Annotated in this window: 24 protein-coding genes; 7 read left to right on the top strand and 17 right to left on the bottom strand. The window is 57.7% G+C overall.

Features of this window, described 5'->3' with window-relative positions; genetic code table 11:
- Positions 1-8 precede the first annotated feature (8 nt).
- Both BK658_RS07205 and BK658_RS29935 read right to left on the bottom strand, forming a co-directional pair.
- Complete coding sequence (locus BK658_RS07205) at positions 9-1,754, bottom strand: phosphoethanolamine transferase CptA (RefSeq protein WP_123581709.1); 1,746 nt, start codon at positions 1,752-1,754, stop codon at positions 9-11.
- A gap of 173 nt (positions 1,755-1,927) precedes the next feature.
- Positions 1,928-2,095, bottom strand: coding sequence for a DUF6026 family protein (locus BK658_RS29935; RefSeq protein ID WP_185019790.1), 168 nt, complete (start codon positions 2,093-2,095; stop codon positions 1,928-1,930).
- A gap of 250 nt (positions 2,096-2,345) precedes the next feature.
- Here BK658_RS29935 and gnd point away from each other — a divergent pair, with 250 nt between their 5' ends.
- Positions 2,346-3,350 (top strand): phosphogluconate dehydrogenase (NAD(+)-dependent, decarboxylating), encoded by a 1,005-nt coding sequence (gnd, locus tag BK658_RS07200; RefSeq protein ID WP_259740066.1) that lies wholly within the window; start codon positions 2,346-2,348, stop codon positions 3,348-3,350.
- The gene (gene zwf / locus BK658_RS07195; RefSeq protein ID WP_123581707.1) at positions 3,347-4,861 is read left to right on the top strand and encodes a glucose-6-phosphate dehydrogenase; all 1,515 of its coding nucleotides are present in this window, start codon (positions 3,347-3,349) and stop codon (positions 4,859-4,861) included. Before gnd ends, zwf begins: the two co-directional genes overlap by 4 nt.
- Before the next feature lie 126 nt (positions 4,862-4,987).
- Here zwf and nhaB read toward each other — a convergent pair whose 3' ends face one another.
- The 3 genes from nhaB to BK658_RS07180 form a co-directional block, all read right to left on the bottom strand.
- Complete coding sequence (nhaB, locus tag BK658_RS07190; protein WP_123581706.1) at positions 4,988-6,490, bottom strand: sodium/proton antiporter NhaB; 1,503 nt, start codon at positions 6,488-6,490, stop codon at positions 4,988-4,990.
- Positions 6,491-6,607: 117 nt separating this feature from the next.
- Positions 6,608-7,897 carry a hypothetical protein gene (locus tag BK658_RS07185; RefSeq protein WP_123581705.1) on the bottom strand — a complete coding sequence of 430 codons (1,290 nt, stop codon included), beginning with the start codon at positions 7,895-7,897 and terminating at the stop codon, positions 6,608-6,610.
- A gap of 282 nt (positions 7,898-8,179) precedes the next feature.
- Entirely contained in the window at positions 8,180-8,446 is a 267-nt protein-coding gene (locus BK658_RS07180; protein ID WP_123581704.1) for a hypothetical protein, read from the bottom strand.
- A gap of 344 nt (positions 8,447-8,790) precedes the next feature.
- Between BK658_RS07180 and BK658_RS07175 the strand changes: the two genes are divergently transcribed.
- Positions 8,791-10,116, top strand: coding sequence for a sigma-54 dependent transcriptional regulator (locus BK658_RS07175; protein WP_123581703.1), 1,326 nt, complete (start codon positions 8,791-8,793; stop codon positions 10,114-10,116).
- Positions 10,117-10,181: 65 nt separating this feature from the next.
- Here BK658_RS07175 and BK658_RS07170 read toward each other — a convergent pair whose 3' ends face one another.
- The 9 genes from BK658_RS07170 to BK658_RS07125 all read right to left on the bottom strand — a co-directional run bounded on the left by BK658_RS07170 (position 10,182) and on the right by BK658_RS07125 (position 18,665).
- Positions 10,182-11,456: a hypothetical protein gene (locus BK658_RS07170; protein WP_123581702.1), complete on the bottom strand. Its 1,275-nt coding sequence runs from the start codon at positions 11,454-11,456 to the stop codon at positions 10,182-10,184.
- Positions 11,457-11,502: 46 nt separating this feature from the next.
- Complete coding sequence (locus tag BK658_RS07165) at positions 11,503-12,243, bottom strand: hypothetical protein (RefSeq protein WP_123581701.1); 741 nt, start codon at positions 12,241-12,243, stop codon at positions 11,503-11,505.
- Positions 12,244-12,276: 33 nt separating this feature from the next.
- Entirely contained in the window at positions 12,277-12,957 is a 681-nt protein-coding gene (locus BK658_RS07160) for a C39 family peptidase (protein WP_123581700.1), read from the bottom strand.
- Between the two features lie 70 nt (positions 12,958-13,027).
- Entirely contained in the window at positions 13,028-14,305 is a 1,278-nt protein-coding gene (locus BK658_RS07155) for an autotransporter outer membrane beta-barrel domain-containing protein (RefSeq protein ID WP_123581699.1), read from the bottom strand.
- 54 nt (positions 14,306-14,359) lie between these two features.
- Entirely contained in the window at positions 14,360-14,932 is a 573-nt protein-coding gene (locus BK658_RS07150; RefSeq protein ID WP_123581698.1) for an adhesin, read from the bottom strand.
- A 1-nt stretch (position 14,933) separates the two neighbouring features.
- Positions 14,934-15,371 (bottom strand): hypothetical protein, encoded by a 438-nt coding sequence (locus BK658_RS07145; RefSeq protein WP_123581697.1) that lies wholly within the window; start codon positions 15,369-15,371, stop codon positions 14,934-14,936.
- Positions 15,372-15,728: 357 nt separating this feature from the next.
- Entirely contained in the window at positions 15,729-16,253 is a 525-nt protein-coding gene (locus BK658_RS07140) for an AAA family ATPase (RefSeq protein WP_123581696.1), read from the bottom strand.
- Positions 16,250-16,813: a nicotinamide riboside transporter PnuC gene (gene pnuC, locus BK658_RS07135; protein ID WP_123581695.1), complete on the bottom strand. Its 564-nt coding sequence runs from the start codon at positions 16,811-16,813 to the stop codon at positions 16,250-16,252. Before pnuC ends, BK658_RS07140 begins: the two co-directional genes overlap by 4 nt.
- 217 nt (positions 16,814-17,030) lie before the next feature.
- Positions 17,031-18,665: a methyl-accepting chemotaxis protein gene (locus tag BK658_RS07125; protein WP_123581693.1), complete on the bottom strand. Its 1,635-nt coding sequence runs from the start codon at positions 18,663-18,665 to the stop codon at positions 17,031-17,033.
- 298 nt (positions 18,666-18,963) lie between these two features.
- Here BK658_RS07125 and BK658_RS07120 point away from each other — a divergent pair, with 298 nt between their 5' ends.
- Both BK658_RS07120 and BK658_RS07115 read left to right on the top strand, forming a co-directional pair.
- Entirely contained in the window at positions 18,964-19,794 is an 831-nt protein-coding gene (locus BK658_RS07120; protein WP_123581692.1) for an undecaprenyl-diphosphate phosphatase, read from the top strand.
- Complete coding sequence (locus tag BK658_RS07115) at positions 19,764-20,195, top strand: DUF1294 domain-containing protein (protein WP_123581691.1); 432 nt, start codon at positions 19,764-19,766, stop codon at positions 20,193-20,195. The genes BK658_RS07120 and BK658_RS07115 overlap by 31 nt, the downstream gene beginning before the upstream one ends.
- On the opposite strand, the gene BK658_RS07110 is transcribed toward BK658_RS07115, so the two are convergent.
- Together BK658_RS07110 and BK658_RS07105 are read right to left on the bottom strand one after the other, a co-directional pair.
- Positions 20,192-20,536, bottom strand: a complete 345-nt coding sequence (locus BK658_RS07110) for an MmcQ/YjbR family DNA-binding protein (RefSeq protein ID WP_404943166.1) — start codon at positions 20,534-20,536, stop codon at positions 20,192-20,194. The genes BK658_RS07115 and BK658_RS07110 overlap by 4 nt on opposite strands.
- A gap of 11 nt (positions 20,537-20,547) precedes the next feature.
- Complete coding sequence (locus tag BK658_RS07105) at positions 20,548-21,456, bottom strand: LysR substrate-binding domain-containing protein (RefSeq protein ID WP_123581689.1); 909 nt, start codon at positions 21,454-21,456, stop codon at positions 20,548-20,550.
- 128 nt (positions 21,457-21,584) lie between these two features.
- Here BK658_RS07105 and BK658_RS07100 point away from each other — a divergent pair, with 128 nt between their 5' ends.
- Complete coding sequence (locus BK658_RS07100) at positions 21,585-22,196, top strand: FMN-dependent NADH-azoreductase (protein WP_123581688.1); 612 nt, start codon at positions 21,585-21,587, stop codon at positions 22,194-22,196.
- Between the two features lie 262 nt (positions 22,197-22,458).
- A complete protein-coding gene (locus BK658_RS07095; RefSeq protein WP_123581687.1) occupies positions 22,459-23,505 on the top strand; it encodes an alpha/beta hydrolase family protein in 1,047 nt (348 codons plus the stop codon).
- Between the two features lie 11 nt (positions 23,506-23,516).
- Here the strand turns inward: BK658_RS07095 and BK658_RS07090 are convergent, their stop codons facing one another.
- Complete coding sequence (locus BK658_RS07090; protein WP_123581686.1) at positions 23,517-24,713, bottom strand: MFS transporter; 1,197 nt, start codon at positions 24,711-24,713, stop codon at positions 23,517-23,519.
- Positions 24,714-24,885: the final 172 nt, after the last annotated feature.

Below are 24,885 nucleotides of genomic sequence, written 5' to 3'. Positions count from 1 at the left end.
CGAAGAGATTACGGCTTGATGGTTGAGGCGCTGACAGCGGCAGTCTTGGGTTTCATCAGGCTGAAGTCGATCAGCGCTTTCTGTTCGCGCTCATAAGGGTTGCCGATCAACAGCGGGCGCGGTTTGAAGCTGTTGCTGACCAGGCTCTTGCTGCGGTCCAGTTCATCGAAACTCAAGCCTGCAAGGTCTGCCCAGGTGTGGATCAGCTGCGAACTGCTGTAAGGCCGTTGCAGGTCCGCGGCAAAGCTCCAGTCGTGGGTTTCTCGCCATTTTGGCGAAGCCCAGGCGATGAACGGAATCGTGTACATCGGCGCAGTCGGTTTGGCTTCGTTACGACCCAGCGTGGTGTGACCTGCGGAGTCGAAAACGTCTTCGCCGTGGTCGGAGAGGTACAGCAGGAAGCCGTTTGGATCGGTCTTGGCGTAGTCCTTGATCAGGCTCGACACCACGAAGTCGTTGTACAAAACCGCATTGTCGTAGCTGTTGTAGGTCGGCAACTGATCATCGCTGATGCCTGCCGGTACACCCTGACGATTGTTGAATTTGTCGAACGTCGGCGGATAACGGTACTGGTAACTCATGTGCGTGCCGAGCAAATGCACGACGATGAGCTTGCGCGGAGCGCTGTCGGCCAGGGCCTTGGAGAACGGTTCCAATACATCGCCATCGTACTGGCGGGCGTTCTGGTTGCGGTTGTTGTTCAGGTAGACCTGTTCATCAGCCTGCTCGGAGAACGTCGTGAGCATGGTGTTGCGCTTGGTCATGGTCTGCTGGTTGGTGATCCAGAAGGTCTTGTAACCCGCCTGTTTCATCACGCTGACCAGTGATGGCGTCTTCAGGTACAGGTCCGGATTCTCTTCGTCGGCGAAGGTCAGAACCTGTTGCAGCGCCTCGATGGTGTAAGGGCGCGGGGTAACGACGTTGTCGAAAACCGCCAGTTGATCCTTGAGCTTGTCGAGTTCCGGCGTGGTTTCACGCGGGTAGCCATACAGGCTCATGCGCTGACGGTTGGTCGATTCGCCAATCACCAGCACCAGGGTCGCGGGCTGGTTTGCCATCGCATCCTTGAAGTTGTGCAGCGGCGGGATCTGACTCGCGTTGTCGAGCATGCCTTGCATGCTGCCGAGCGTTTCACGGTAGCGACGATAGGCAACCATCATCTGCCACGGCACCGCTGGCTCGACCCGGGTTTCGAATTTTTCGAGGCCGCTGGCGAAGCTGCCGGTACGGGCCGTCTGCTTGATCAGCGGATAACCGATAATGGCGACCAGAATGGCAGTCGCAGCCAGCAGGGCTTTACCACGAGACAGGTAAACCGGGCGCAGACGCGTCCACAGCAATACTGCAACCGCTGTATGCGCCAGGAAGGCCAGGACCATCCACCAGGCAAAATACTGAGTCATGTATTCGCCAGCTTCCGACACGTTCGATTCGAACATGATGAAGATGACGCTTTGCGAGAACTCCTGCTGATAGATGAAGAAGTAACCCAGGCTCGCCATCGAGCAGGCCCAGAGCAAGACACCGATCAATGCCGCCAGCAAACGCGTACGCGCCGGGAACAGTAGCATCGGTGCCAGCCAGATGGCGCTCATGATGAAGGCCTGGCGGAAACCGGCGAAACCCGCGGTGTCGGACAACAGGATGAGGAGTTGGGTGATGCCGGAGAAATACCAGAAGAACAGGAAAAGCCAGCCAAGTCCTGCCCAATCGAAACCTTTCGCAGACGTATTGCTGCGTTTAAACATCGCCATTCAGCGCTCCATCCGATTAATTACTGCGGATACTGGAGCATTTCCAGACACCAACAATTGCACCGCTCACAAAGTGGGCGGCTATAACCGACGAATTATCATCAGGCAGATGTGAAAAAAATGTGAGTTTCGTTCAGCTAACTGACAGCTTGTGTAGTGGCTATTGCTCGGTTTCAGCGCGTTACCGGCTGTCCGGGCGATTGTGCCTGGGCAAGCAACAGGCGCAATTGCGCGACCTGGTCGAGCAGTTGTTCGCGTTCGGCTTTGAGCTGGCGCAATTCGTCACGACGAATCGTCACGTAGAGGGTCTGTGGAGGTCGTGCGTTTACTACGGTGCCCATTGCTCACCTCGCAAATGGCGTGTCACATCTGTGGGTGGGCTGCTCTGGAGTCATGCCCGAACCACTATCGGCGCCGATTCTGGTTTCTTTTTGTTATTTATGGAACTTTTTTATTTTTCGCGGTCCCTGTGTCTTCGCCAACGTTTTGGACGTTATCCCTATAGCTCGGGCAAATCGTCCGGAAACTATGTTGCAGCGCTCTGGACTAACCTTAATCAGGTTCATTGCGCTATAACCTTGGCATACCTTTATTTGTAGTAAGGAGCATCAGCACATGCAACTGGGGATTATCGGACTGGGCCGCATGGGCGGCAACATTGCGCGGCGCCTGATGCTCAATGGGCACACCACTGTGGTCTATGACCGTAACACCGCGTTTGTTGAGACCCTGAGTGAAGAGGGCGCCACTGGCGTTGCTGACTTGCCGGCACTGGTCGCGGCACTGGATAAACCCCGAGCGGTCTGGGTCATGCTGCCAGCGGGCGCGCCGACCGAAGAAACCATCGACGCCCTGAGCCAATTGCTGGACGCCGGCGATGTGATCATCGATGGCGGCAACACCTTCTATAAGGATGACATACGCCGCGCGAAAACCCTGTCGGAAAAAGGCCTGAAGTACATCGATGTCGGCACCTCCGGCGGAGTTTGGGGGCTGGAGCGCGGTTACTGCATGATGATCGGCGGTGACGCTGACGTGGTTGATCGCCTCGACCCGCTGTTCGACGCACTGGCGCCAGGCCTGGGCGATATCCCGCGGACCAAGGACCGGGTGGCCGAAGATGATCGTGCCGAGCGTGGCTACATTCATGCCGGCCCTGCAGGTTCCGGGCACTTCGTGAAGATGATTCACAACGGCATCGAATACGGGATGATGCAGGCATTTGCCGAAGGCTTCGACATCCTCAAGACCAAAGCTTCGGAGAACCTGCCGGAAGATCAGCGCTTTGATCTGAACGTGGCCGATATTGCCGAAGTCTGGCGTCGTGGCAGCGTTGTCTCGTCCTGGTTGTTGGACCTGACGGCCGATGCCTTGGCCAGCGATCCGAAACTCGATGGCTACTCCGGTGCAGTGGCTGACAGCGGTGAAGGTCGCTGGACCATCGAAGCGGCCATGGAGCAATCGGTTCCGGTGCCGGTATTGTCCAACTCGCTGTTTGCCCGCTTCCGTTCGCGCCAGCAAAGCACTTATGGCGACAAGCTGCTGTCGGCCATGCGCTTCGGCTTTGGTGGCCATGTCGAGACGCCGAAAAAATGACTTCGATCCGCAAGAAATCCAAGGCACACCCCGCACCACCCACCACGTTGTTCCTGTTTGGTGCTCACGGCGACCTGGTCAAGCGCTTGCTGATGCCGGCGCTGTACAACCTCAGTCGTGACGGTTTGCTCGGCGATGGATTGCGGATCGTCGGTGTCGACCACAATGCGATCAGCGACGCGGACTTTGCTAAAAAGCTTGAAGACTTCATTCGCGCCGAGGCGGCCAACAAAGTCGGTCATGACCCTCTGGACCCGGTGCTCTGGGCCAAACTGGCCAAGGGCATCAGCTATGTCCAGGGCGATTTTCTCGACGACAGCACCTATCAGGCGCTCGGCGCAAAAATCGCCGAGAGTGGTACTGGCAACGCGGTGTTCTATCTGGCCACCGCGCCGCGCTTTTTCAGTGAAGTGGTGCGTCGTCTGGGTTCGTCCAGGCTGCTGGAAGAGGGCGACGACGCTTTCCGCCGGGTCGTGGTCGAAAAGCCCTTCGGTTCCGACCTGCACACCGCCGAAGCCTTGAACGCGTGCTTGCTCAAGGTCATGTCGGAGAAACAGATTTACCGGATCGACCATTACCTGGGCAAGGAGACCGTGCAGAACATTCTGGTCAGCCGGTTCTCCAACAGCCTGTTCGAAGCGTTCTGGAACAACCATTACATCGACCACGTACAAATCACTGCCGCAGAAACCGTTGGCGTCGAAACCCGTGGCAGTTTTTATGAACACACGGGTGCGCTGCGCGATATGGTGCCCAATCACCTGTTCCAGCTGCTGGCGATGGTTGCGATGGAGCCTCCGGCGGCCTTCGGTGCCGACGCGGTGCGCGGTGAAAAAGCCAAGGTGGTGGGGGCGATTCGTCCCTGGTCTACTGAAGAGGCGCGAGCCAACTCGGTGCGCGGTCAGTATGTCGCCGGTGAAATCGCCGGCAAGCCGTTGGCCGGTTACCGTGAAGAGCCCAATGTCGCACCAGACAGCACGACGGAAACCTTCGTCGCGCTCAAGGTGATGATCGATAACTGGCGTTGGGTCGGCGTGCCGTTCTACTTACGCACCGGCAAGCGCATGAGTGTACGCGATACCGAAATCGCCATCTGCTTCAAGCCTGCGCCTTACGCGCAGTTTCGCGACACCGAAGTCGATGTGTTGCAACCGACTTACCTGAGGATCCAGATTCAGCCCAATGAAGGCATGTGGTTCGACCTGCTGGCCAAGCGACCCGGGCCTGCGCTGAACATGGCTAACATCGAGTTGGGCTTTGCCTATAAGGATTACTTCGAGATGCAGCCGTCCACCGGTTATGAAACCTTGATCTACGACTGCCTGACCGGTGATCAAACGCTCTTTCAGCGCGCTGACAACATTGAAAATGGCTGGCGTGCTGTTCAGCCGTTCCTCGATGCCTGGAAAGAGGACGCCAGTGTGCAAACCTACGCGGCCGGTGAAAATGGCCCGGATGCGGCTGATGAGTTACTGACTCGAGACGGTCGCATCTGGCACAGCCTCGGCTGAGTCAGGCAATACTTCATACACCCCCCCTGTGGGAGCGAGCCTGCTCGCGAAGAGGCCATATCATTCAACATCGTTGTTGAATCTCAGACCGCTATCGCGAGCAGGCTCGCTCCCACAGGGTAAGTGTTACAACCAGTAGCTCACCGCATACCAGCCCAGCACACCCATCACCACGGTGTACGGCAATGCCATCCAGACCATGCGCCCGTAAGACAGCCGGATCAGCGGGGCAATTGCCGAGGTCAGCAGAAACAGAAACGCCGCCTGACCATTGGGTGTTGCCACGCTGGGCAGGTTGGTGCCGGTATTGATGGCAATCGCCAGCGTTTCGAAATGCTCGCGGTTCATATGGCCGGAGATGAATGCCTGTTTCACCTCGGTGATGTAGATCGTCGCCACGAACACGTTATCGCTGATGGCCGACAACACGCCATTGGCGATAAACAACATGCCCGGTTGCTGATCTGCCGGCAGGGACAGCACCCACTGGATCAACGGTGTGAACAGTTGCTGATCGTGAATCACTGCCACAACGGCGAAGAACACCACCAGCAAGGCGGTAAACGGCATTGCATCCTTGAAGGCATTGCCGATCCGGTGCTCTTCGGTAATGCCGGTGAACGCCGTGATCAAGACGATCACCATCAAGCCGATCAACCCGACCTCGGCAATGTGAAACGCCAACCCGGCAATCAGAATCAGCGCGGCCGCGCCTTGTACCAACAGTGCAGCGCGTTGGCGGGCAGTGCGCTCGGCGTTGTCCTGTGCCGCATAGTTGGCCAGCACCGCGCGAACGTTGTCTGGCAGCAAGGTGCCATAACCAAACCAGCGCAGTTTCTCCAGCACCACACAGGTCACCAGGCCCGCGACCAGTACTGGCAGCGAGACCGGGGCGACCATCAGGAAGAAGTCTGCAAAGTGCCAACCCATTTCATGGCCGATCAGCAGGTTCTGCGGCTCACCCACCAAGGTGCAGACACCACCGAGCGCGGTGCCCACTGCGCCGTGCATCAACAGACTGCGCAGGAATGAACGGAACTGTTCAAGGTCTTGGTGATGCAGGACCGGCAGGTTCTGATCGTCGCTGAATTCGCTGTCCTGCCGTGGATCGTTGCCCGACGCCACGCGGTGATAGACCGAGTAAAACCCTACGGCCGCACTGATGATCACGGCGGTCACCGTCAACGCGTCGAGAAACGCCGACAAAAACGCCGACAGAAAACAGAACATCAGCCCCAGCAGTGCCTTGGAACGAACCCCAAGCAACAGCCGCGAAAACAGGAACAGCAGCAGGTCTTTCATGAAGTAAATGCCCGCCACCATGAACATCAGCAGCAGGATCACCGGAAAGTTATGCAGCAGCTCGTCATACAGTGCTTCAGGTGTGGTCATGCGCAGCAGCAGCGCTTCGACCATCAACAGGCCACCCGGCATCAGCGGGTAGCACTTGAGTGCCATGGCCAGGGTGAAAATGAACTCTGCCACCAGCAACCAGCCCGCGGCCACCGGCCCCGCGGTCCACAGCACCAGCGGGTTGAGAATCAGGAAGGCGAGAATGCTTGCCTTGTACCAGCGTGGCGAATGCCCGAGGAAATTGTGTGTAAACGCCTGGGCCATTGAGCCGGACATCAGTTGCTCCTTCTATCAAGAAGCGCGCAACTTGCCGTAACAGTCCCGGAAGATCAAGCTCTTGAGTTTCATTATCAATAGGTGGCCGCGCACCTGCAGAGGAACAACGGCAAAGCACTACCCCAGATAGCGTGCCACTACCGCCCGGTAGTGGCCATCTAGTGAGTAGCCGCTGACCACAATTCGCTCGTCAGCCTGCACGGCCAGCGCGGTTGCCATGTCCAGGCTACGCCCCAGACGGGTACGAACCCAGCCTTGGCCATTGGCAAAGCGGCGATCCAGGCGTCCGTCCGGGAGATGCCGCGCCAAAAGGAAATCCGCTGCAATGCCGCCAATGGTTGCTCCGACGCTGAGCACCCGGCCATCGGCGAGAACCCGGGCCGCTGTCCATTGGCAGCCGCTGCTACCTATTTCGCTGAGCCGCGCGTGACCGCTATTGCAATGAGTGTCCGGCTGACCATTTTTGCGCACGGTCAGCGAGAGGCATTGCATCGGGTCGCGACTGCTGCCGAAACACTGCAGGCGCCCATCCGTTTGCTCGATCACCTGACTCACCTGGGCACTGCGACCCTGAACCTTGAAGCTTAAAAAACCGTCTTCAGCGAAGTCTTCGTCCAGCCGGCCGGTGCTGTCGAAGCGTGCCAGCAAACCTTCCTGCGGCTGATTGATGGAGCCGGCGACCACAATCTGACCATCTGCCTGCACCAGGAGGCTGCTCAGCCAGGTATTCACCAGCAGGTGCCTGACCATGACAAATCCGTGGCCATTGAATGTCTCGTCCAGCGTTCCGTCCGGATTGAGCCGTATCAGGATGCCGACGTGATCCGAGAATTCGTAGTGATGGTTGGCCAACAGCAGGATTCGGCCGTCGGCCAGTACCCGGAAGTCGCAGGCTTCGGCGCCCGTGACTCCCGGCGGTAACCAGTCGTCACGCAGGCCTCGGGACAAATCACCGGGCAAACGCACGATCTGTACACCCCGGTCGCCAAATTGCAGAACCGGGTGTCCCTGCGAGTCAAACATTGCCAGTGCCGGGAGTGTGCGGTGGGGGCTTTCGTAATGCAGACCGGATAACAGGATTTTCCCATCGGGCAGTTCTCGAACCTTGCCTCCTGTGGCTTCGAAGCCGCTTTCGAACTGTCCGGTAATGCTGCCTTTCGTGCCGAAGCTCCGATCCGCTGAACCATTCTCAAGTAATCGGGCCAGCCCATAACAGTAACCGTCCCTGGTTCCGACCTTGGCCACGACCAGCAAGCGGCCCTTCGAATCGACCGCGACATCGTTGGCCATGCTTGAAAGGCTGCCCGCGAACTGCACCCAGGCCTTGCCGGATGATGCAAAACTTGAGTCGAGTCGTCCTGCTGTGCCGAGAGGGCGCGCGAGGGCAAAAGCGTTATGGATGGGCATGTCGCATCTCCTTGCGAGTCGACCGGATCCAGAACCCAGGAGGAAGACTTGAAGGAAATATTCAATCCCTGATTGATGCAATGCACAACGGTCTGAAATCACAGACGGAGCGTCGTTCTGTGCCAGAACAATGTCTTTGCGAACCGGTGACAAGTTGGTCTGGCTTATACGACCGTCTATCGCAATAAAGCGTTAACCGAGAGCGCCGAAGAGGAGGGGGAGATCTTGAGATGTATCGATAAAAAAAGTGCGGATCACTTCGCCGTGATTCGCACTTTTCGTTTACTGCGGCATTGTCCAGGATTGCAACTGATAACCTTCCTGGCTCAGTTCGGCGCGAACTTGTTCCAGCAAGGATTCAAGTTGGGCCGGGTCGGTATAGGCGCTGCTGGGGATCTGTTTGCGGCCGATAGGGGTGCTGGTGCGGTCTATGACGGTCAGGCTGAGTTCGCCGGTGCCGTCCTGTGGAGCCCAGGCCACGCATTGGAAGGGGGTAAATGCGCGGTCGGCAATCAAAAGAGCTTCGTTGATACGGAGCGGGGCGTTCATGGGGTCTTCTCTCGTCTGTGCCCAATCAAGTGATGTGCCGTCGGTTGGGCTTACCGTTCGGCTGGTTACTTGTACTGATGCGCGCAATGGGGGGGCGGGTCACACATAATCAAAAGAAATTTACACTTTCTTTTATAATGGCAATGACAAGGAGCGCGTTGAAAGCTGGATGAAAGGTTCAAACGTGTCAGGTAGCTAATACGGGCACGTTTTATAACGTAAACGACGTTGACCTTATTATTAAACGATACAAGGCAGCGTCAAGATCTTGCTACCGTTACATTCAGGGACGCCAAACGACTGTTTCTAATAAATTTTCTAATTTTTGGCGCCAAGGAACAGTCATGATCGAAACGCCAGCATTGCGACGTTTGCTAGTGGTTGATCCGTGTGACGACTGCCATCGCTTATTACCCGGCCTGCGTACGATCGGCTGGGATGTCGACAGCTGTACCCTTGAGAACGCTTCCCATCATTCCTGTGATGTCGGCCTGCTGCGCCTTCAACCTGTTCATTTTGAACGTCCTGAAGCCGTCAAGGAACTGATCAGCCGTAGCGGCACTGAATGGATCGCTGTTCTCAACCAGGAAGTCCTGCGGCTGCAGAATGCCGGTGATTTTGTCTGCGAATGGTTTTTCGATTTCCATACCTTGCCGTTTGACGTCTCCAGGGTTCAAGTGACCCTTGGGCGAGCATTCGGTATGGCGCGTTTGCGCGGCCAGGGCACGATTCACGTCCACCAGCCCGAACATGAACTGCTGGGCGACAGTCGGCCGATCCGCGAACTGCGCAAATTGCTGAGCAAATTGGCGCCCACCGAGTCGCCGGTGTTGATTCGAGGGGAAAGTGGCACTGGTAAAGAGCTGGTCGCCAGAACCTTGCACCGCCAGTCGCAACGCCGCAGCAAACCGTTTGTCGCGATCAATTGCGGTGCGATTCCCGAACATTTGATTCAGTCCGAGCTGTTTGGTCATGAAAAAGGCGCTTTTACCGGAGCACATCAACGTAAAGTCGGACGCATTGAAGCGGCCAATGGTGGCACCCTGTTTCTGGATGAAATAGGCGATCTGCCCCTTGAGCTGCAAGCTAACCTGTTGCGTTTCCTGCAGGAAAAACACATCGAACGGGTCGGCGGCAGTCAACCGATTCCCGTGGATGTCCGGGTCCTGGCAGCCACTCACGTGGATCTGGAAGCTGCGATCGAGGCCAAGCGTTTTCGCGAGGACTTGTACTACCGGCTCAATGTTCTGCAGGTGGTCACTGCGCCGCTACGCGAGCGTCACGGCGATCTGGCGATGTTGGCCAACCATTTTTCCCACTTCTACAGCCAGGAAACCGGACGTCGGCCGCGCAGTTTCAGTGAAGACGCGCTGATTGCCATGGGCAAACACGACTGGCCGGGCAATGTCCGTGAGCTGGCAAACCGGGTGCGTCGAGGGTTGGTGCTGGCTGAAGGCCGACAGATTGAGGCGCGGGACCTTGGGTTGATTGGCCAACAGGTGATTACCGCACCGATGGGCACCCTCGAAGACTACAAGACCCGCGCCGAACGCCAGGCATTGTGCGACGTATTGAACCGCCACAGTGACAACCTCAGCGTAGCCGCTCGAGTACTGGGCGTTTCACGGCCGACTTTTTACCGATTGCTGCACAAGCACCAGATCCGCTAGGGCGCGGAGAAACGAAAAGGCCCGCTGCGATTTACGTCGCAGTGGGCCTTTTCCTTGCGTGGCGTTTAGAAGTAGTACGGGAATTTCAGGCTGAAGGAGAAGGCTGGTGCGTCCTGGGTCAGGCCGATGGCGAGGTTGGGGACTATCGTCAGTTTGTCGGTTGCCGCCATGGTCAGGCCGATGTTGAAGTTGGCAGCGTTGTAGTCGCTGTCCGGGATTGATTGCCAGTCCTGGCCGCTTGGTTTGACTTTGCTTTTGCGGGCGAATTGGTCGGAAAACGAAAACGACATACTCATTTTCTCGTTCAAGGCAAACGCAATACCGGCGCCGACCTGCCAGGAGTCGCCCAGTTTCACGTCTCCCGGGACCGTGGAATTTACAGTGGGGCTGATATCGCTGAAGGAGTCCTGCATGTTGTAGGTATAGGACAGGCTGCCGAAGAGCACGGCAGGGTCGAAGGTCTTGACCAGTGAGATACCCGGGGTAATCGACCAGACACCGTTGCCGGTAGGGAGTGACTGAGGTACCGACAAATTGTCGTTGCCCGGGTCCTTGATCAGCTTGATTCCGTACGGATTTTTGCCGGTCGGCGCCTTGACTCGCAGAGTGACGACCGCGTCGGGCAGGTTTTCCGATTCATCCAGGAACTTGTAGGCAACACCAAAGTTGACATCGCCGATGGTCGGATCGCGCTTAACGCTGGCGTCGGATGAGACCGGGGCTGCGCCTCCTGCACCACCAGAGGAGTACGTCGAATCTCGATAGACGACCGGGACGTTGATATCGAATTGCCAGCGTTGCGCCACGTTGTAGCGGCCTGTCAGGTCCAGGGTCCAGTTGTCGGCCTTGATGCGGTCAATGTTGATGTTGCCGAGAAAAATCGAGTCAAGAGCCAGAAAGCCATTGAGCACCAATGCACGGGTGTCATAGTGGGTATAAGTCATGCCTGTTTCGAAACTGAACTTGCCACCACCGAAGAAGCCGCTGGCTTCGTCATACAGGTTGGACACGCTTTGCGCAGGTCCCGAGTCATCCTTGAGCGACTGCCCATACGAAGTGGTCCCTGGGGCACCCGTGGCCACAGTCTTGGCGCCTGTGGTCTGTTCGGCAGGGGAGCGGGTCAGGCGTTTGGGAGCAGGTGTTGCTGGTGTTTCTTCGACTTGTTTAACGCGCTGCTCAAGTACCATCAGCGCGTTTTGTTGTGCTTCGTAACGCTGTTTCAGCTCCATGAGTTCTTGTTTTAAGGCTTCTACCTGGGGGTCCGGTGCTGCTTGAAGCAAAGTGGCCGGGACCAGGGTACTCAAACAAACGACAGCTCTCAACGTGAACGATCTGTGCATGGGTTTGCCGTCCCTTCTGACTACATTCGATGAGACTGAGCGTAGATCAGTATCCGAGAGTGCGTAGACCTTTTAGTTGGTCCAGACTGCAGTCCAGCGCCCCGACGGTCGGCAGGTTGTTGCGCAGGACAACATTGAGGGACGTCAGGTTGTTCACCTGATTTCCTCCGCCGAGCAAGGTCGCGTTCTGCATCAGGCCGCCTTGGGCAAGGCGTTGTACGGTACTGCCCTGATTGTTGTTGGCCTGAATGTTCAACTGCACGCCAGTGTTACTCGACGACATACTGAAGGTTCCGGCACCGTTGGACGCAGACAGGGTCGTACCGGCGGCCAATGGCTGGCCCTGGGTATCCATTTGTGGTGCCTGGTTGGCTTCTTTGACGTTGATGGCGACATTGTTGTAGGCGCTGTTGTAGTCGCCAGCAGCGCGCACGACCTGGGTTACGCCCTGGGTGGTGCTGAGGCCGGCGCCGCCGCTGACATTGCCGGCCCCCTGGGAGACCGGTGAACCATCACCTTTCTTGTCGATCATCGACACATAGAACTGTGGCTTGATGGTCGATTCTTGAATCTGCATCGAGGAGGTTGCCCCGATCACTTCGCCGCTGGCATTTTGCCAGGTACTGGTCATGACAATCCCGAAACTGATGATCCGGCCCGGCATGACATACCGGCCGCGAAGGGTCGCCAACTCCTGATCCTTGAGTTCAATCGGTTTGAACGTGAGTGCTTGTGTTGGCAGGCTGGCGGCCAGGCAAACGACGGCCAGCCAGTATGGAGTCTTCATTGGATACTCCCGGAGCTTCGTGCTCCCTTGTCATTAGAAAAAGTCGCTCTGGATGAATCCGAAATCCATCAATTCTGCATCCCGCACCGGGCTGAAGGTGTTGATGCGGTTCTTGGCGGTCAGTGGCAAAGGTGGATCGCGCAAGACGTTGGTCTTGTCGTAGCCCTGGCCTATGACGGCGAAGATGATGCCGTTCCAGCCTTTGACAAAATCGTCGAACTTGAAGCGTTTGTGACCGAGTACCGGATCACCGATATACACCCAGTCTTTCTCCGCTTTTTGCATGACCACGAAGTGCTTGTAGCCGCGAATGTCCATGAGCACGATGACCGGAATGGCGACACTGGTCAGACCTTCCGGCGTTACCCGGTAACCACGGGCCCGCATGCCGATACTTTCCACGTAACGCTTCATGTCGAGCATGGAGAAGCCCTGGACGCGGACCAGATTCTGGTCGGAGTGAGCCAGCATGCCTTTGATGATTTGTGCCTCGGTTACGTCCAGCCAATAGGCCTGGCGCAATACGGTCGCCAGGGAAGCTGCACCGCAACTGAAGTCGGTTTTCTGTTGGACCAGGTCGGCAAATTTGCGCTCACGCATGCTCTGGACCGGTTTGAAAACGACCGCTCCACCAGGCAAGACGGAAAGCGGCATTTGTCCCGCTTCGCTCAGGCCAGCCAGAAAAACCAGGAACATCAGGGCGAAAATGCGCATGATCGGAAGCCCTCGTGCAAGAGTGAAAAAAAGCCCCCCGAAGGGGGCTCTCCAGACTCTGGAGCTAGGTTTACAGGCAGGTTCTGCAACCGGATGCAATGGACAGCGAGTTGCTTTGCTGGTTGCCGTTACCGGCAGCCACGTTGACACCCAGGTTGCCACTGCCGCCGTTAACAGAACCGTTCAGGTTGGCAGTGTTGGTCACAGGGTTTGCCCAGCCAGTTGGGGTCAGCACTTGCCAGGACACGGTGTTGCTCAAGTCAAAGGCGCTGGACTCGCTGAAGCTTTGCGATTTATCTTTCGATTCACTGCCAGAAGCGGCGAACGATGCGCTGCCCGATGCGTCGCGCGATGCGCTGCTAGATGCACTGCGCGATGCGCTGCTCGATGCGCTGTTCGATGCGCTGCGCGATTTGTCGATCGATGCGGCGAGCGATGCGTCGATATCGGCGTCGAAAGTCGCACTCCTGCTGCTGTTGTGCCAGCCATTAGTCCTGCTAGAGCTAACGTCCACGTCCACGTTCACATCCAGACTAGCATTCACAGCAGCATGCGAAGCAGCGGCGCTGGCAGCAGCACTGGCAGAGGCGCTAGCAGAGCGTGAAGCAGAACTGGTAGCTTCGTGCGTAGCAAAGGCGGTATCCAAGCGCTTGGTAAAGTCCGAAGCAGAGTGCGATTTGGATGCCTCTGTGAAAGACTCATGACCACTGGATGTGACGGTACGCGACAGCGTATCCAGGCGGTAGGTCCGATCGGCGTCGTTATACACCTTCAGGCCTGGGCCTGTTTGATCGGCACTCGCGGTTGCAGTAGCGTGCTTGCCGCCAGACACAGCGATCGCCATGGTGTTTTTCTGTTGGTTAAGGTCGCCAGCAGCCATGTTGATGCCCAGGTTGCCGCTGCCGCCGTTAGCCGAACCACTCATATTGGCGCTGTTGTTGGTGGATTGGTTGTCGACCTCGTTGTTGTTTTGGGTTTGCGTGACCTTGGCGGTTGCCACCACAGACCCAAAGACAAACGAGCCGTCACCGCTGGCAATGGCGGCAGCGTTGTCTTGTTGGTTGCCGTCGCCTGCTGCAACGTTGACGCCCACGTTACCGGACGCGCCCGTGGCCGAATTGGTCATGTTGGCAGTGTTTTTAGTCCCTTCATTACTGATGTAGTTGTTAGTGCTGGTTTGTTTATCTGTAGCGTTGGCAGTGGCGCCAGCATCGGTGGTGTCTTTTGGATTGACTACTGGTCTTGGGTGGTGGTGATGGTCGTCACCACCCTGGCCAGCTTGTGCAGCAACTGCCATTACCGCAGCGATTGCGAAAACCAGAGGCTTGATTGCCATTAAGGGTTTCATGCTGATTCTCCGTACTTTATTTTAGGTAGTTAAGTGTTGTTGTTACCTGTTGGGTCAATCCGCGACCCGTACGCTCAGGGTGTTGGCCGTTCGGTTTCCCACCCCGGCGCTCTGATTCAACTGGATCACCCCACGACTACCGGTGAAGGCCTGGTCGCTGGTAGCGACCTGGCGATGGCCAGGAGTAAGATCCGTTGAATCGGAGTTGTTGAGCAGCGCCACGTTCTGTTGCAGGAGGACGCTGTCGTCGATACTTTGCGGCGTAGCACTGATGCTTATCCGCAGGGCGTTGGCTTGCTGGTTGCTGGCGCCCGAACTCTGGTTGACCCCCAGAACGCCATTGCCGTTACTGAAGGCGTTGCCTTTAATGGCTGACTGGGCATCGATCCTGGGATCGACATGAGTACGCAACCGTTGGCGAATCTGCGTGGTGGCGCTGGCGTCGGTGTCAATGGCGATGGCTCGGGCGTTGGCCTGTTGTTGCTGATCGCCGGCAGCCTGGTTGACCGAGAAGTTGCCCTGGTACTGACTGCCGGAGTTGTCGATGGTGGCTGTATCGATAACAGGAGGTTGGGCAAAGGTCGGCGCACTGCAAAACATGGCCACAATCAGCAGAGTGCGATTCATTTCATTGCCCCCCCGATATCATTTTCAGACTGCCCAGGCCTTGCTGGATGGTGCCGTCGATCCTGTTGGCAATGCCGTTGCCGGAGCCTGAGGAATGTCCAGCGGACAAGCCGGGCAGCTGTGACTGACCGTTGATGCTGCCGCTCAACGAGCCGGTGGCTTGAGTGATCGTGCCGGCGATGCTTGCACCGCTGCTGATGCCGGAAATGTCACTGTCCGACAGTTCATTGGTTGCACTGATGACTTGCCTGGACGGGTTGGCATTCACGGTCAGGGGGTTAGGGTCGGGAACTAGGGGGCGGCGAGTCGCGTTACGCGTTTGGACTTCCCGCTGGATGATGATGATCCCATCGGCGGCCGGGACAGGCAGACTGATGACAGAGCTGAACGCACATCCGATCAGCAGGAGGCGGATAAAGCCTTTATCGATTGTCTCCACGTCGGCACTCCCTCTTCTTTTGTGCGCTGGCCTTGGTCAGCGTTGTGAAGGAGAGAGCAGAAGCTGTGCCGCTTTTTATTTGTTGATTGAATTCAATATGTTACGGGGCAGCACAGGCAGAGGGATGTTTGAACTGTATCAACCGTGAGACAGTGCCCGCCATCGCGAGTCGGCCCCATCGGTCGAAAAGCTCTAAATCAAGTGCTTGCGGGCGAGTGTATCAATGACTTAACAGTCAGCATGACAAGAGGATGAAGGCCGTTGATAGGGCTGTTGCGCTGCACTGAAGTGTTTCAGGAATGGACACATTGCCCAAAAAGCAGGGGGACGCCGAGGACGTTCCGAGCGGGTGTAACTTCACAGCGTTAGCAATTGCTCCACGGCAGCAAAGGCCTGACGACGACGTTCAGCCCAATCGCCGTTGATGACCTGCAGTCTTTGCTGGTGTTGTTCCAGCCAGGCTTTTGTTGCGTTGAAGAACGCCAGGCGCTGGTTCAGATCCGGTTGGCAGCGCTGGCCGTCATCCGTCCAGTCAACTGATTCGGGAGAAAGCAGCAGGTGCAGGTCGTAATGCCTGGCCAGCAGCGCGTCTTCGATCCAGGTGGGGCATTCGCCAAACAGGGTTTGGCTCCACAACACATTGCTCAGCAAGTGAGTATCGAGAATCAGCAGCGCGGGGCGCTGGGCTCGGGCGCTATCTTCCCAGGCCATCTGACCACGGGCAATCTCCGGGATATCGGCAAGGCAGGTATCACGAGGGTTCTGCTCAATGAAGTAACGTACATATTCACCTACCAGCAACCCACCAAAGTGGCGTTGAAGCTCTGCCGATAACCAGCTTTTACCACTGGACTCCGGGCCGGTGAGTACCAGGACCTTCATGCGCGCAGCGCCGGATCGGCCTGCCACTCACGCCAGCCTTGCACGGCGATCAGCGTAAACAGGCCATAGAGTGCGGCGGTCAGGTACAAGCCCTTGTAGATAAACAGCCCGACGAAAATCACATCGACGGCAATCCACAGCGGCCAGCATTGCAGGCGTTTTTGTGCCATCCACAGTTGCGCCACCAGACTGAAACCAGTCAATGCCGCGTCCAGCCAGGGCTGCGCGGCATCGGTCCAATGAGCCATGGCCGCGCCCAGCAGCAAGCTGCCGACGGCGCCGACGGCCAGCCCCGCCCACATCGAGCGACTATCCAGCTGCGTGACTTGCCGGCCATGTTGCGCTTCGCCGGCACGGGTCCACTGCCACCAGCCGTAGAGCTGCAAGCCGGCGTAAATCACTTGCAGCAGCATGTCCGAATACAGCTTCACCTCGAAAAAGATCCAACTGTAGAGCAACACCATGACCAGTCCGATCGGCCAGCACCAAGGGTTCTGTTTGACCGTCAACCAGACGGCAATCACGCCGAGTGCGGCGGCAAACAGTTCAAGCCCGGACATGACGGATCCTTGGTGAAGTTGAAAAGGGCGCCGATTGTAACGCAGGTGGGGATTGTGGCGAGAGGGCTTGCCCGAATGTCGGTCAGCTAAGACGCGGACCCTGTGGGAGCGTGGCTTGCCCGCGAAGAACGATGACTCGCAATGCCTGAAAAACTGCGGTGTTCGCTTCGCGAGCAAGCCCGCTCCCACAGGAGCGGTGTTTCACCGCAAAATGTGTCTACACCCGAAACTGCTTGAGCAAGCCATTCAACTGCTCACTGAGTTCTTTCAAATGCACGCTTGCGACGCTTGACTGCTCAGCAGCCAAGGCGGTGCTGTGGGACAAACCCGCGGCCTGGGTGACGTTCTGGTTGATGTCCTCGACCACGTGCGCCTGTTGCAGGGTTGCACTGGCAATCGAGGCGTTCAGGCCGTTGAGATTGTTCAGGGTCTGGCCGATCGCGTTCAGGCTGGCACCCGCCAACCCGGCCTGTTCAATGGTCAGTTGTGAGGCACGGCTGCTGTCGCCGATCACTTTGACTGCCGCCTCGGAATGGCTCTGCAAGCGCTCGATCATCGACTGGATTTCGGCCGTGGACTTTTGCGTGCGCTGTGCCAGCAGCCGGACTTCATCGGCCACCACCGCGAAGCCCCGTCCTTGCTCACCGGCACGGGCCGCTTCAATGGCCGCATTGAGCGCCAGCAGATTGGTCTGTTCGGCGATCGAGCGAATCACTTCGAGCACGCTGCCGATCTGAGTGCTTTCGGTGGCCAGGGTGCGGATAACCTCAACGGCTTGATCGATGGTGTTCGACAGTTGATCGATCTGCTGCAAGCTTCCATCGATGTTTACTTGCCCCTGTTGTGCCTGCGCTTGCGCATCGCGCATTTCGCTGGCGGCGTGCTCGGCGTTCCTGGCCACATCCTGCACGCCATAGGTCACCTCATTGATGGCGGTCGCCACCAGCTCCATTTGTTGGGACTGTTGCTGGCTGCGCGCCTGGGCTTGGGCCGCATCGTTGCCCAAGTCGCTGGATGACTGCCCCAGGGCACTGGCGGACAGTTGCAGCTGAGTGATGACCCGACGCAATTTTGCCGTGAAGGCGTTGAAATGCTGCGCCAATTCGGTCACTTCGTCCTGACCGTGGGTATCAAGGCTACGGGTCAGATCGCTTTCACCGCTGGCGATATTGGCCATGGCGTTCACGGTTTCCTGGAGTGGGCGCACGATACTGCGCGCAATCAGGATCACCAGCAGTGCCATAAGGACAGCAATGGCAAGCCCGACAAGCGATGTCTGCCACATTTGTGCGTAGAACTCGGCCTGCATGTCATCGATGTACACACCTGAACCAATGACCCAGCCCCAAGGCTCGAAGAGTTTCACGTAGGAGGTCTTCTGGACAGGTGTACTGGCACCGGGTTTCGGCCAGCGATAGTCAACCATGCCGGCGCCTTTGGCCTTGGCGATGACCACCATCTCGTTGAACAACGCGAAGCCGTCCGGATCCTTGATCATGGAAAGGTTCTGGCCTTCGAGTTTCGGATTGGTCGGGTGCATGACCATCACGGGCGTCAGGTCGTTGATCCAGAAGTAGTCGCTCTGGTCGTAGCGCAATCCGCGCACCACGCTCAATGCCTGCTTCTGCGCCGCCTCGCGGGTCAGGGTGCCGGCGGTTTCCAGGTCATGGTAGTAGGCCAGAATGCCGCTGGCTGTCTGCACCACATGTTGGGTTTTCTGGGCCTTAGCCTGATAAAGGTCATCGTGGATCTGCTTGAGCATCAGCACACCCAACGTCAACAGCATCAGCACAGCCACAATCAGGATGAGCCACAGACGACGGCTGATCGACACACTGCGCAAGCTATTCATAACCGTGTTACTCCGGGTTTTTGTTCTTGTTCTTGTCATAAACGACCGCCAGCATTCAGGCACGCTTTTGCTGTTGAGCCAACCCTACTCAAGTCCAATTACGGCGCAGCGTTATTCAGGCATGTCTGATAGGATTTCGGCCGCGTCAGCAAAAACCTGAATTGGCGCTGATTTTCACGGGGGGTTACGGCTTCGTGTGGGGATCGTGCGTAGTGTCATTCGGTGACGCTGATCGCAGTGGACGCTTAAGTTTTATTAACGAGGCATGCCTTGGAGGCATCGTTTCATTGGGGGATTAATGGATTTTTGGATCGCCGTTCAGGCTTTGATTCTTGGCGTTGTAGAAGGACTGACAGAGTTTTTACCCATTTCCAGTACAGGGCACCAGATTATCGTCGCTGATTTACTCAACTTCGGTGGCGAGCGCGAGAAGGCATTCAACATCATCATTCAGCTCGGCGCGATCCTGGCTGTGGTCTGGGAGTTTCGCCGCAAGATACTCGACGTGGTGACCGGATTGCCAACGCAGCGCAACGCTCAACGGTTTACCGTTAACCTGCTGATCGCTTTCATGCCGGCGGTGGTACTGGGAGTGATCTTCGCTGACCTGATCCACAAATACCTGTTCAACCCCATCACCGTGGCGACGGCGCTGGTGGTGGGCGGGATCATCATGTTGTGGGCTGAGCGTCGCGAGCACACCGTGCATGCTGAAACCGTCGACGAGATCACCTGGAAAGACGCCCTGAAGGTCGGTTTTGCCCAGTGCCTGGCAATGATTCCCGGCACTTCGCGCTCCGGTTCGACGATCATCGGCGGCTTGTTGTTTGGCCTGTCGCGGAAAACCGCCACCGAGTTTTCGTTCTTCCTGGCCATGCCGACCATGGTCGGTGCCGCGGTGTACTCCGGCTACAAGTATCGCGACCTGTTTCAGGCCGCTGACCTCCCGGTGTTCGCCATCGGCTTCATCACTGCGTTTATTTTCGCGATGATCGCGGTCAAGGGCTTGCTCAAATTCATCGCCAGCCACAGCTACGCTGCGTTTGCCTGGTACCGGATCGTGTTCGGCTTGTTGATCCTGGCGACCTGGCAGTTCGGTTGGGTCGACTGGGCAGCGGCTACATCGTGATCGAGCCACGCAATGGGCGCGGGATTCAAAACCCGCGCCTAAAAGGCTTGGTGTTCCTGGCGTTGTGCGCCTTGCCGGCATTTGGCTCGATGCTTCTCTGGTGGCGCGGGATTTCGCTGATTCCGCTCGTGGCCTATGGGATTGTCAGCCTGCTCGCGTACTGCTTGTACTGGAGCGACAAGCGCAAGGCCCGGGCCGACAGCTGGCGTACACCGGAAAACGTGCTGCATGCAATTGAACTGGCCGGTGGCTGGCCGGGTGCCTTGCTCGCCCAGCAAGTGTTCCGGCACAAGACCCGCAAAGTGTCCTATCAAGTGGTGTTCTGGATTATCGTGCTGCTGCATCAGGTTTTCTGGATCGACCAGTTGTTTCTTGGTGCTGGCCTCTTCAGGCTGTTCTAAAGCAATAACCCGACCTGCACGCGCTTGGGCAGCTTGCTCACCACCAGTTGGTGAGAACGTTGCAGCAAGCCTTGCAGTTCGTCGGCGCCAAGCGGGTAGGGCGTTTGCATGATGATCCACTGCGCCCTTGCCAGATAGGGTGCCGGCCCGATACCGGGGCGGTCGACATGCCCCAGAAACAGCTCTTTGTCGACCTTGAACGCCAATGACTCACCCCGCAGGTTTTGCAGGGCGAACATCTTGTTTCCAGCAACTGAAAACACCCGCACGCCACCCCATTTGTAATCCTCTTGCGCGCCGGGCAGTGCCAGGCAGAAACGCGCCACGTCTTCTTCAGTCATTGGCTTAACCTTCATAACAGTCGATCCCCACAGGCTTTGAATGATTCGGTCAAATGGTCGATCCAGGCACGCACCGCCGGCAGCAAACCGCGCCGATGAGGGTAGACCGCCAGCAGCCAACCGCCCGGCTGCGACCACTCAGGCAACAACTGCACCAGCGAGCCGTTTTCGAGTTCTTCTTCGCAGTACATCATCGGCAGCAGGGTGAAGCCAAGACCCGCCAGCGTGCAGGCTTTGCGGACGATGAAATCATCGATCCCCAGTCGTGCTTCCAGCGACAGGTCATAGCTCTTGCCCTGAGCATCGAGCATGCGCAGATGCACCATGCGATCGGCCTCCAGAGCACCCAGCACCGGCACCTGCTTCAGGTCCTCCGGGCTGTTGACGGGATGCTCGCGTATAAAAGCCGGGCTGGCGATCATCACCATTTGTGCCTGGCGCAAACGTCGGGTGACCAGCAGCGGGTCTTCATCACCCAGTTCTCGCACTCTCAAGGCGACATCGATGCCTTCGGTCACCAGGTCGACCCGGCGGTTGAGCAACTGCATCTCCAATTGCACTTGGGGGAAGCGTTCCAGAAACGAGCTGATGACCGATGGCAAAAACTCATGAGCCAACCCAACGGGGCAGGAAACCCGCAACCGCCCTCGGGGTTCGCTGGACATGCTGGCGACGGCCTCGTCAGCCATTTCGGCCTCCAGCAGCATTGCCTGGCAATGGCGCAAATAGCGCTCGCCGACAGCGGTCAGCTTGAGCTGGCGGGTGGTGCGCTGGAGGAGGCGGGCACCCAGACGCTCTTCAAGTTCGGCAATACGCCGCGACAGCCGCGACTTGGGAATGCCCAACACGCGCCCGGCGGCGGCGAAACCGCCGGCTTCGACGACTTTGGCGAAGTAGTAAAGGTCATTGAGGTCTTGCATGGCGTGATTCGACTGTCCTATCAGTAGGACAAACTATCGCATAGTTGCTAACTAATCAGCTATTGGTTTCATCTGTAGGATTGTCCCCATCAGATCGCCCGGTGGCGATCCTCACTTGGAGATCCCACATGAAACTCTTGCACATTGATTCGAGCATCCTTGGCGACAACTCTGCTTCCCGTCAGCTGAGCCACAGTGTCGTCCAGGCCTGGAAAGGCGCCGAGCCTGCTGCCGTGGTGACTTACCGCGACCTGGCCAGCGATGCTATCAGCCATTTCTCTGCCGCGACGCTGGTCGCTGCCGGTACCACCGCCGAGTTGCGCAACGCCGCACAACAGCACGAAGCTGAACTGAGCGCTTCGACCCTGGCCGAATTCCTCGCTGCCGATGCCGTCGTGATCGCAGCGCCGATGTACAACTTCACCATCCCGACCCAGCTCAAAGCCTGGATCGACCGCATTGCCGTTGCCGGCCAGACTTTCCGCTACACCGAAGCCGGCCCTGAAGGCCTGTGCGGTAACAAGAAGGTTGTGGTGGTGTCGACTTCTGGTGGGTTGCACGTGGGTCAAGCGACTGGCGTAGGTCACGAAGAGTATTTGAAAGTCATGCTGGGCTTCATGGGCATCACCGACATCGAGTTCGTTCGCGCCCATGGCCTGGCTTACGGTGACGACGTTCGCAATAAAGCCATGAGCGACGCTCAGGCACACATCAGCGAGCAATTGTTCGCTGCCGCATAAGGCTTGCGTAAAGAGTTAAAAAGCTCAGGCAATACCCACTAGACTCTGTATTCTGATCGTCGTAAAACGATCAGGGTACGGAGTCTTTCTGTATCTGCATCAAAAGCGCTGTCGTTTCAGGTGTTGGCCCAGGTTATGCAGTCTCGGGTTATCGGCCCCGTTCTGCATAGACCTTGAAAGCGGCAATTGTCGGCGCAAGGCTTTAATCCAAGGGATTGGAGGAAAACGGGTATTCCAATCGGGTAACAAGGTGGGGCATCCCATGATGCGTCTTTGTGCAATGTTACTGATTTGCCTGCTCAGCAGCCTGAATTCAGTGCAAGCCGCGCCTGCGCCGCACCCTCATTGGAGCGTTGGCTACCATGAGCTGACGTTTCTCGATCCGCTGGATTTACAGCCCATGCGGGCCATCGCCTTTTACCCGTCGACCGGCATCGAGCATTCAAGCAAGCTCGAGGGTTATCAAGTCCAGGCGACCGAAGACGCAAGGGTCGCGATTGGCCGCTTTCCGATGTTGATGCTCTCCCACGGCAATATCGGTACACCATTGGCGTTGCATGATCTTGCCACATCGCTGGCACGCAAAGGCTTTGTGGTGGTGGCAGTGATTCATCCCGGTGACAACTCCAAGGACCACAGCCGCCTCGGTACGTTAAGCAACCTTTATGGGCGACCGATCCAGATTTCCGAAGCCATTACCGCAACCCTGGCCGACCCCATGCTGTCGCCGTTCGTCAATCCCGACGAGGTTGGGGTGATCGGCTATTCGGCCGGTGGCGAAACGGCGTTGATTCTTTCCGGCGCCACGCCGGATCTGGACCGTTTGCGGCGTTATTGCAAGGAGCGTCCTGATGACGGAGACGCCTGCAGCACCAACGGTGAGCTGATTGTCGACCGCGATGACTTGCAGCCAGTCGCTGACCCGCGGGTTCACGCGCTGTTACTGATGGCGCCATTGAGCCTGAAGTTTGGCCGTCATACCTTGGCCGGTGTGCATGTGCCGGTGCTGCTCTATAGCGGCGATGGCGACAAACTGGTCGCCCTCGATAAAAACGCTGCAGCGCTGGCTCGCAAACTGCCTATTGCTCCGGATTTCAAACTGCTGGCCGGGGCCGGGCATTTCGTGTTCATGGCACCGTGTACCCAGGAGCAACTCGCGGCGATGCCGGCCTTGTGCACCGATGCTGACGGCGTTAATCGTGAGGACATTCACCGTAACCTGATCTCCGAAGCCGGGCGTTTCTTTGCCCAAACCCTGAGCAAGCCAAGCGGGGCGGGGATGCAGACGGCTGACCAGACGTTGCCGTAGACGCCAGGGGCCTACGATGGGCTGAGTGCTGAGCGACGTTTCAGCAGCAGGGTCAGCCCCAGTCCGGTGATCGACAACAGCGCCGCACAGAAGAAAATCCACGAGTACCCCAGATTTAGCGCCACCGCGCCCATCAATGGCCCGGCAATTGCCAGTGCCAGATCGAAAAACACCGCATAGGCACTCAAGCCGGCGCCACGGCTGCTGCTTGGCACTTGCTTGATGGCCTCGACACCCAATGCCGGATAAACCAGTGACAGACCGAACCCGGTCAGCCCTGCGCCAATCAACGCCACCGCCGTCGATGGGGCCAACCAGAGCAGGCCCAGCCCCAGGGTTTCGATGCTCATGCAGGCGATGGCCGAACTGAACCCGCCAAAGCGGTTGATGCTGGAGATAAACAGCAGGCGCGCGAGGATGAAGCAGAGGCCAAAGACCGTCAGGCACCAGGCCGCGCCGGTCCAGCCGCGACTGATATAGAACAAGGTAATAAAGGTGGTGAGGGTGCCGTAGCCGATCGAGGCCAGGCTCAAGCTCGCGCCAAACGGCGCAATACGCCCGAACACCGCCCAAAACGGCAATCGCTCCCCGCGAATGACCGGCACCGAGGGCTTGTTGCGAATCAGCAGCAGTGCTGCCAGCGCCAGCGCCGAGAGCGCAATCCCAAGGCTCACGAAACCCAATTGACCGACCATCACCACACCCAGTGGCGCACCAATCGCAATCGCGCCATACGAGGCAATGCCGTTCCAGGAGATCGAGCGGGCAGTGTGTTCGGCACCCACCTGGCCCATGCACCAACTGATGGTGCCGACGCCGATCAAGCCCTGGGCGATCCCCAATAACAATCGACCGCCGATCAGAATCATCAGGCTCAGCAACGGCAGGCTCTGCAACAAGGTCGACAGCAACGTCAGCACGCCACTGAACACGATCCCGAGCAACCCATACACAATCGCCCGTTTGGTGCCGATGTTGTCAGACATGCGACCCGCCATGGGCCGGCTGAGCAGGGTGGCAAGGTACTGTGAGCCGATGGTCAGCCCGGCGACGACAGCGCTGAAACCCAGTTGTTCATGGACATACCCCGGCAACACGGCAATCGGCAGGCCGATACAGAGGAACGCAACAAAGGTATAAAAAACGATGGAGACGATCTGCAGGGTGATCGCCGTGGAACTGACGGGAGGCGGTTGTTGCGCAGACATGAGAGCTCGTTCGCGGGCGGGCGGTTAGAGAGCTGCATCATGGCGCGGGCCTGAAATAAAAGGAAGCAGGCTAACGGTTGTTTTCAGAGGGAGACGCCGATCGTTCCCACGCTCTGCGTGGGAATGCATCCCGTGACGCTCCGCGTCACATTCAAGAGCGGACGCAGAGCGT

This window comes from Pseudomonas brassicacearum (assembly GCF_003732175.1).
GTDB lineage: Bacteria > Pseudomonadota > Gammaproteobacteria > Pseudomonadales > Pseudomonadaceae > Aquipseudomonas > Aquipseudomonas brassicacearum_G.
This window is presented reverse-complemented; position numbering and strand designations above follow the sequence as displayed.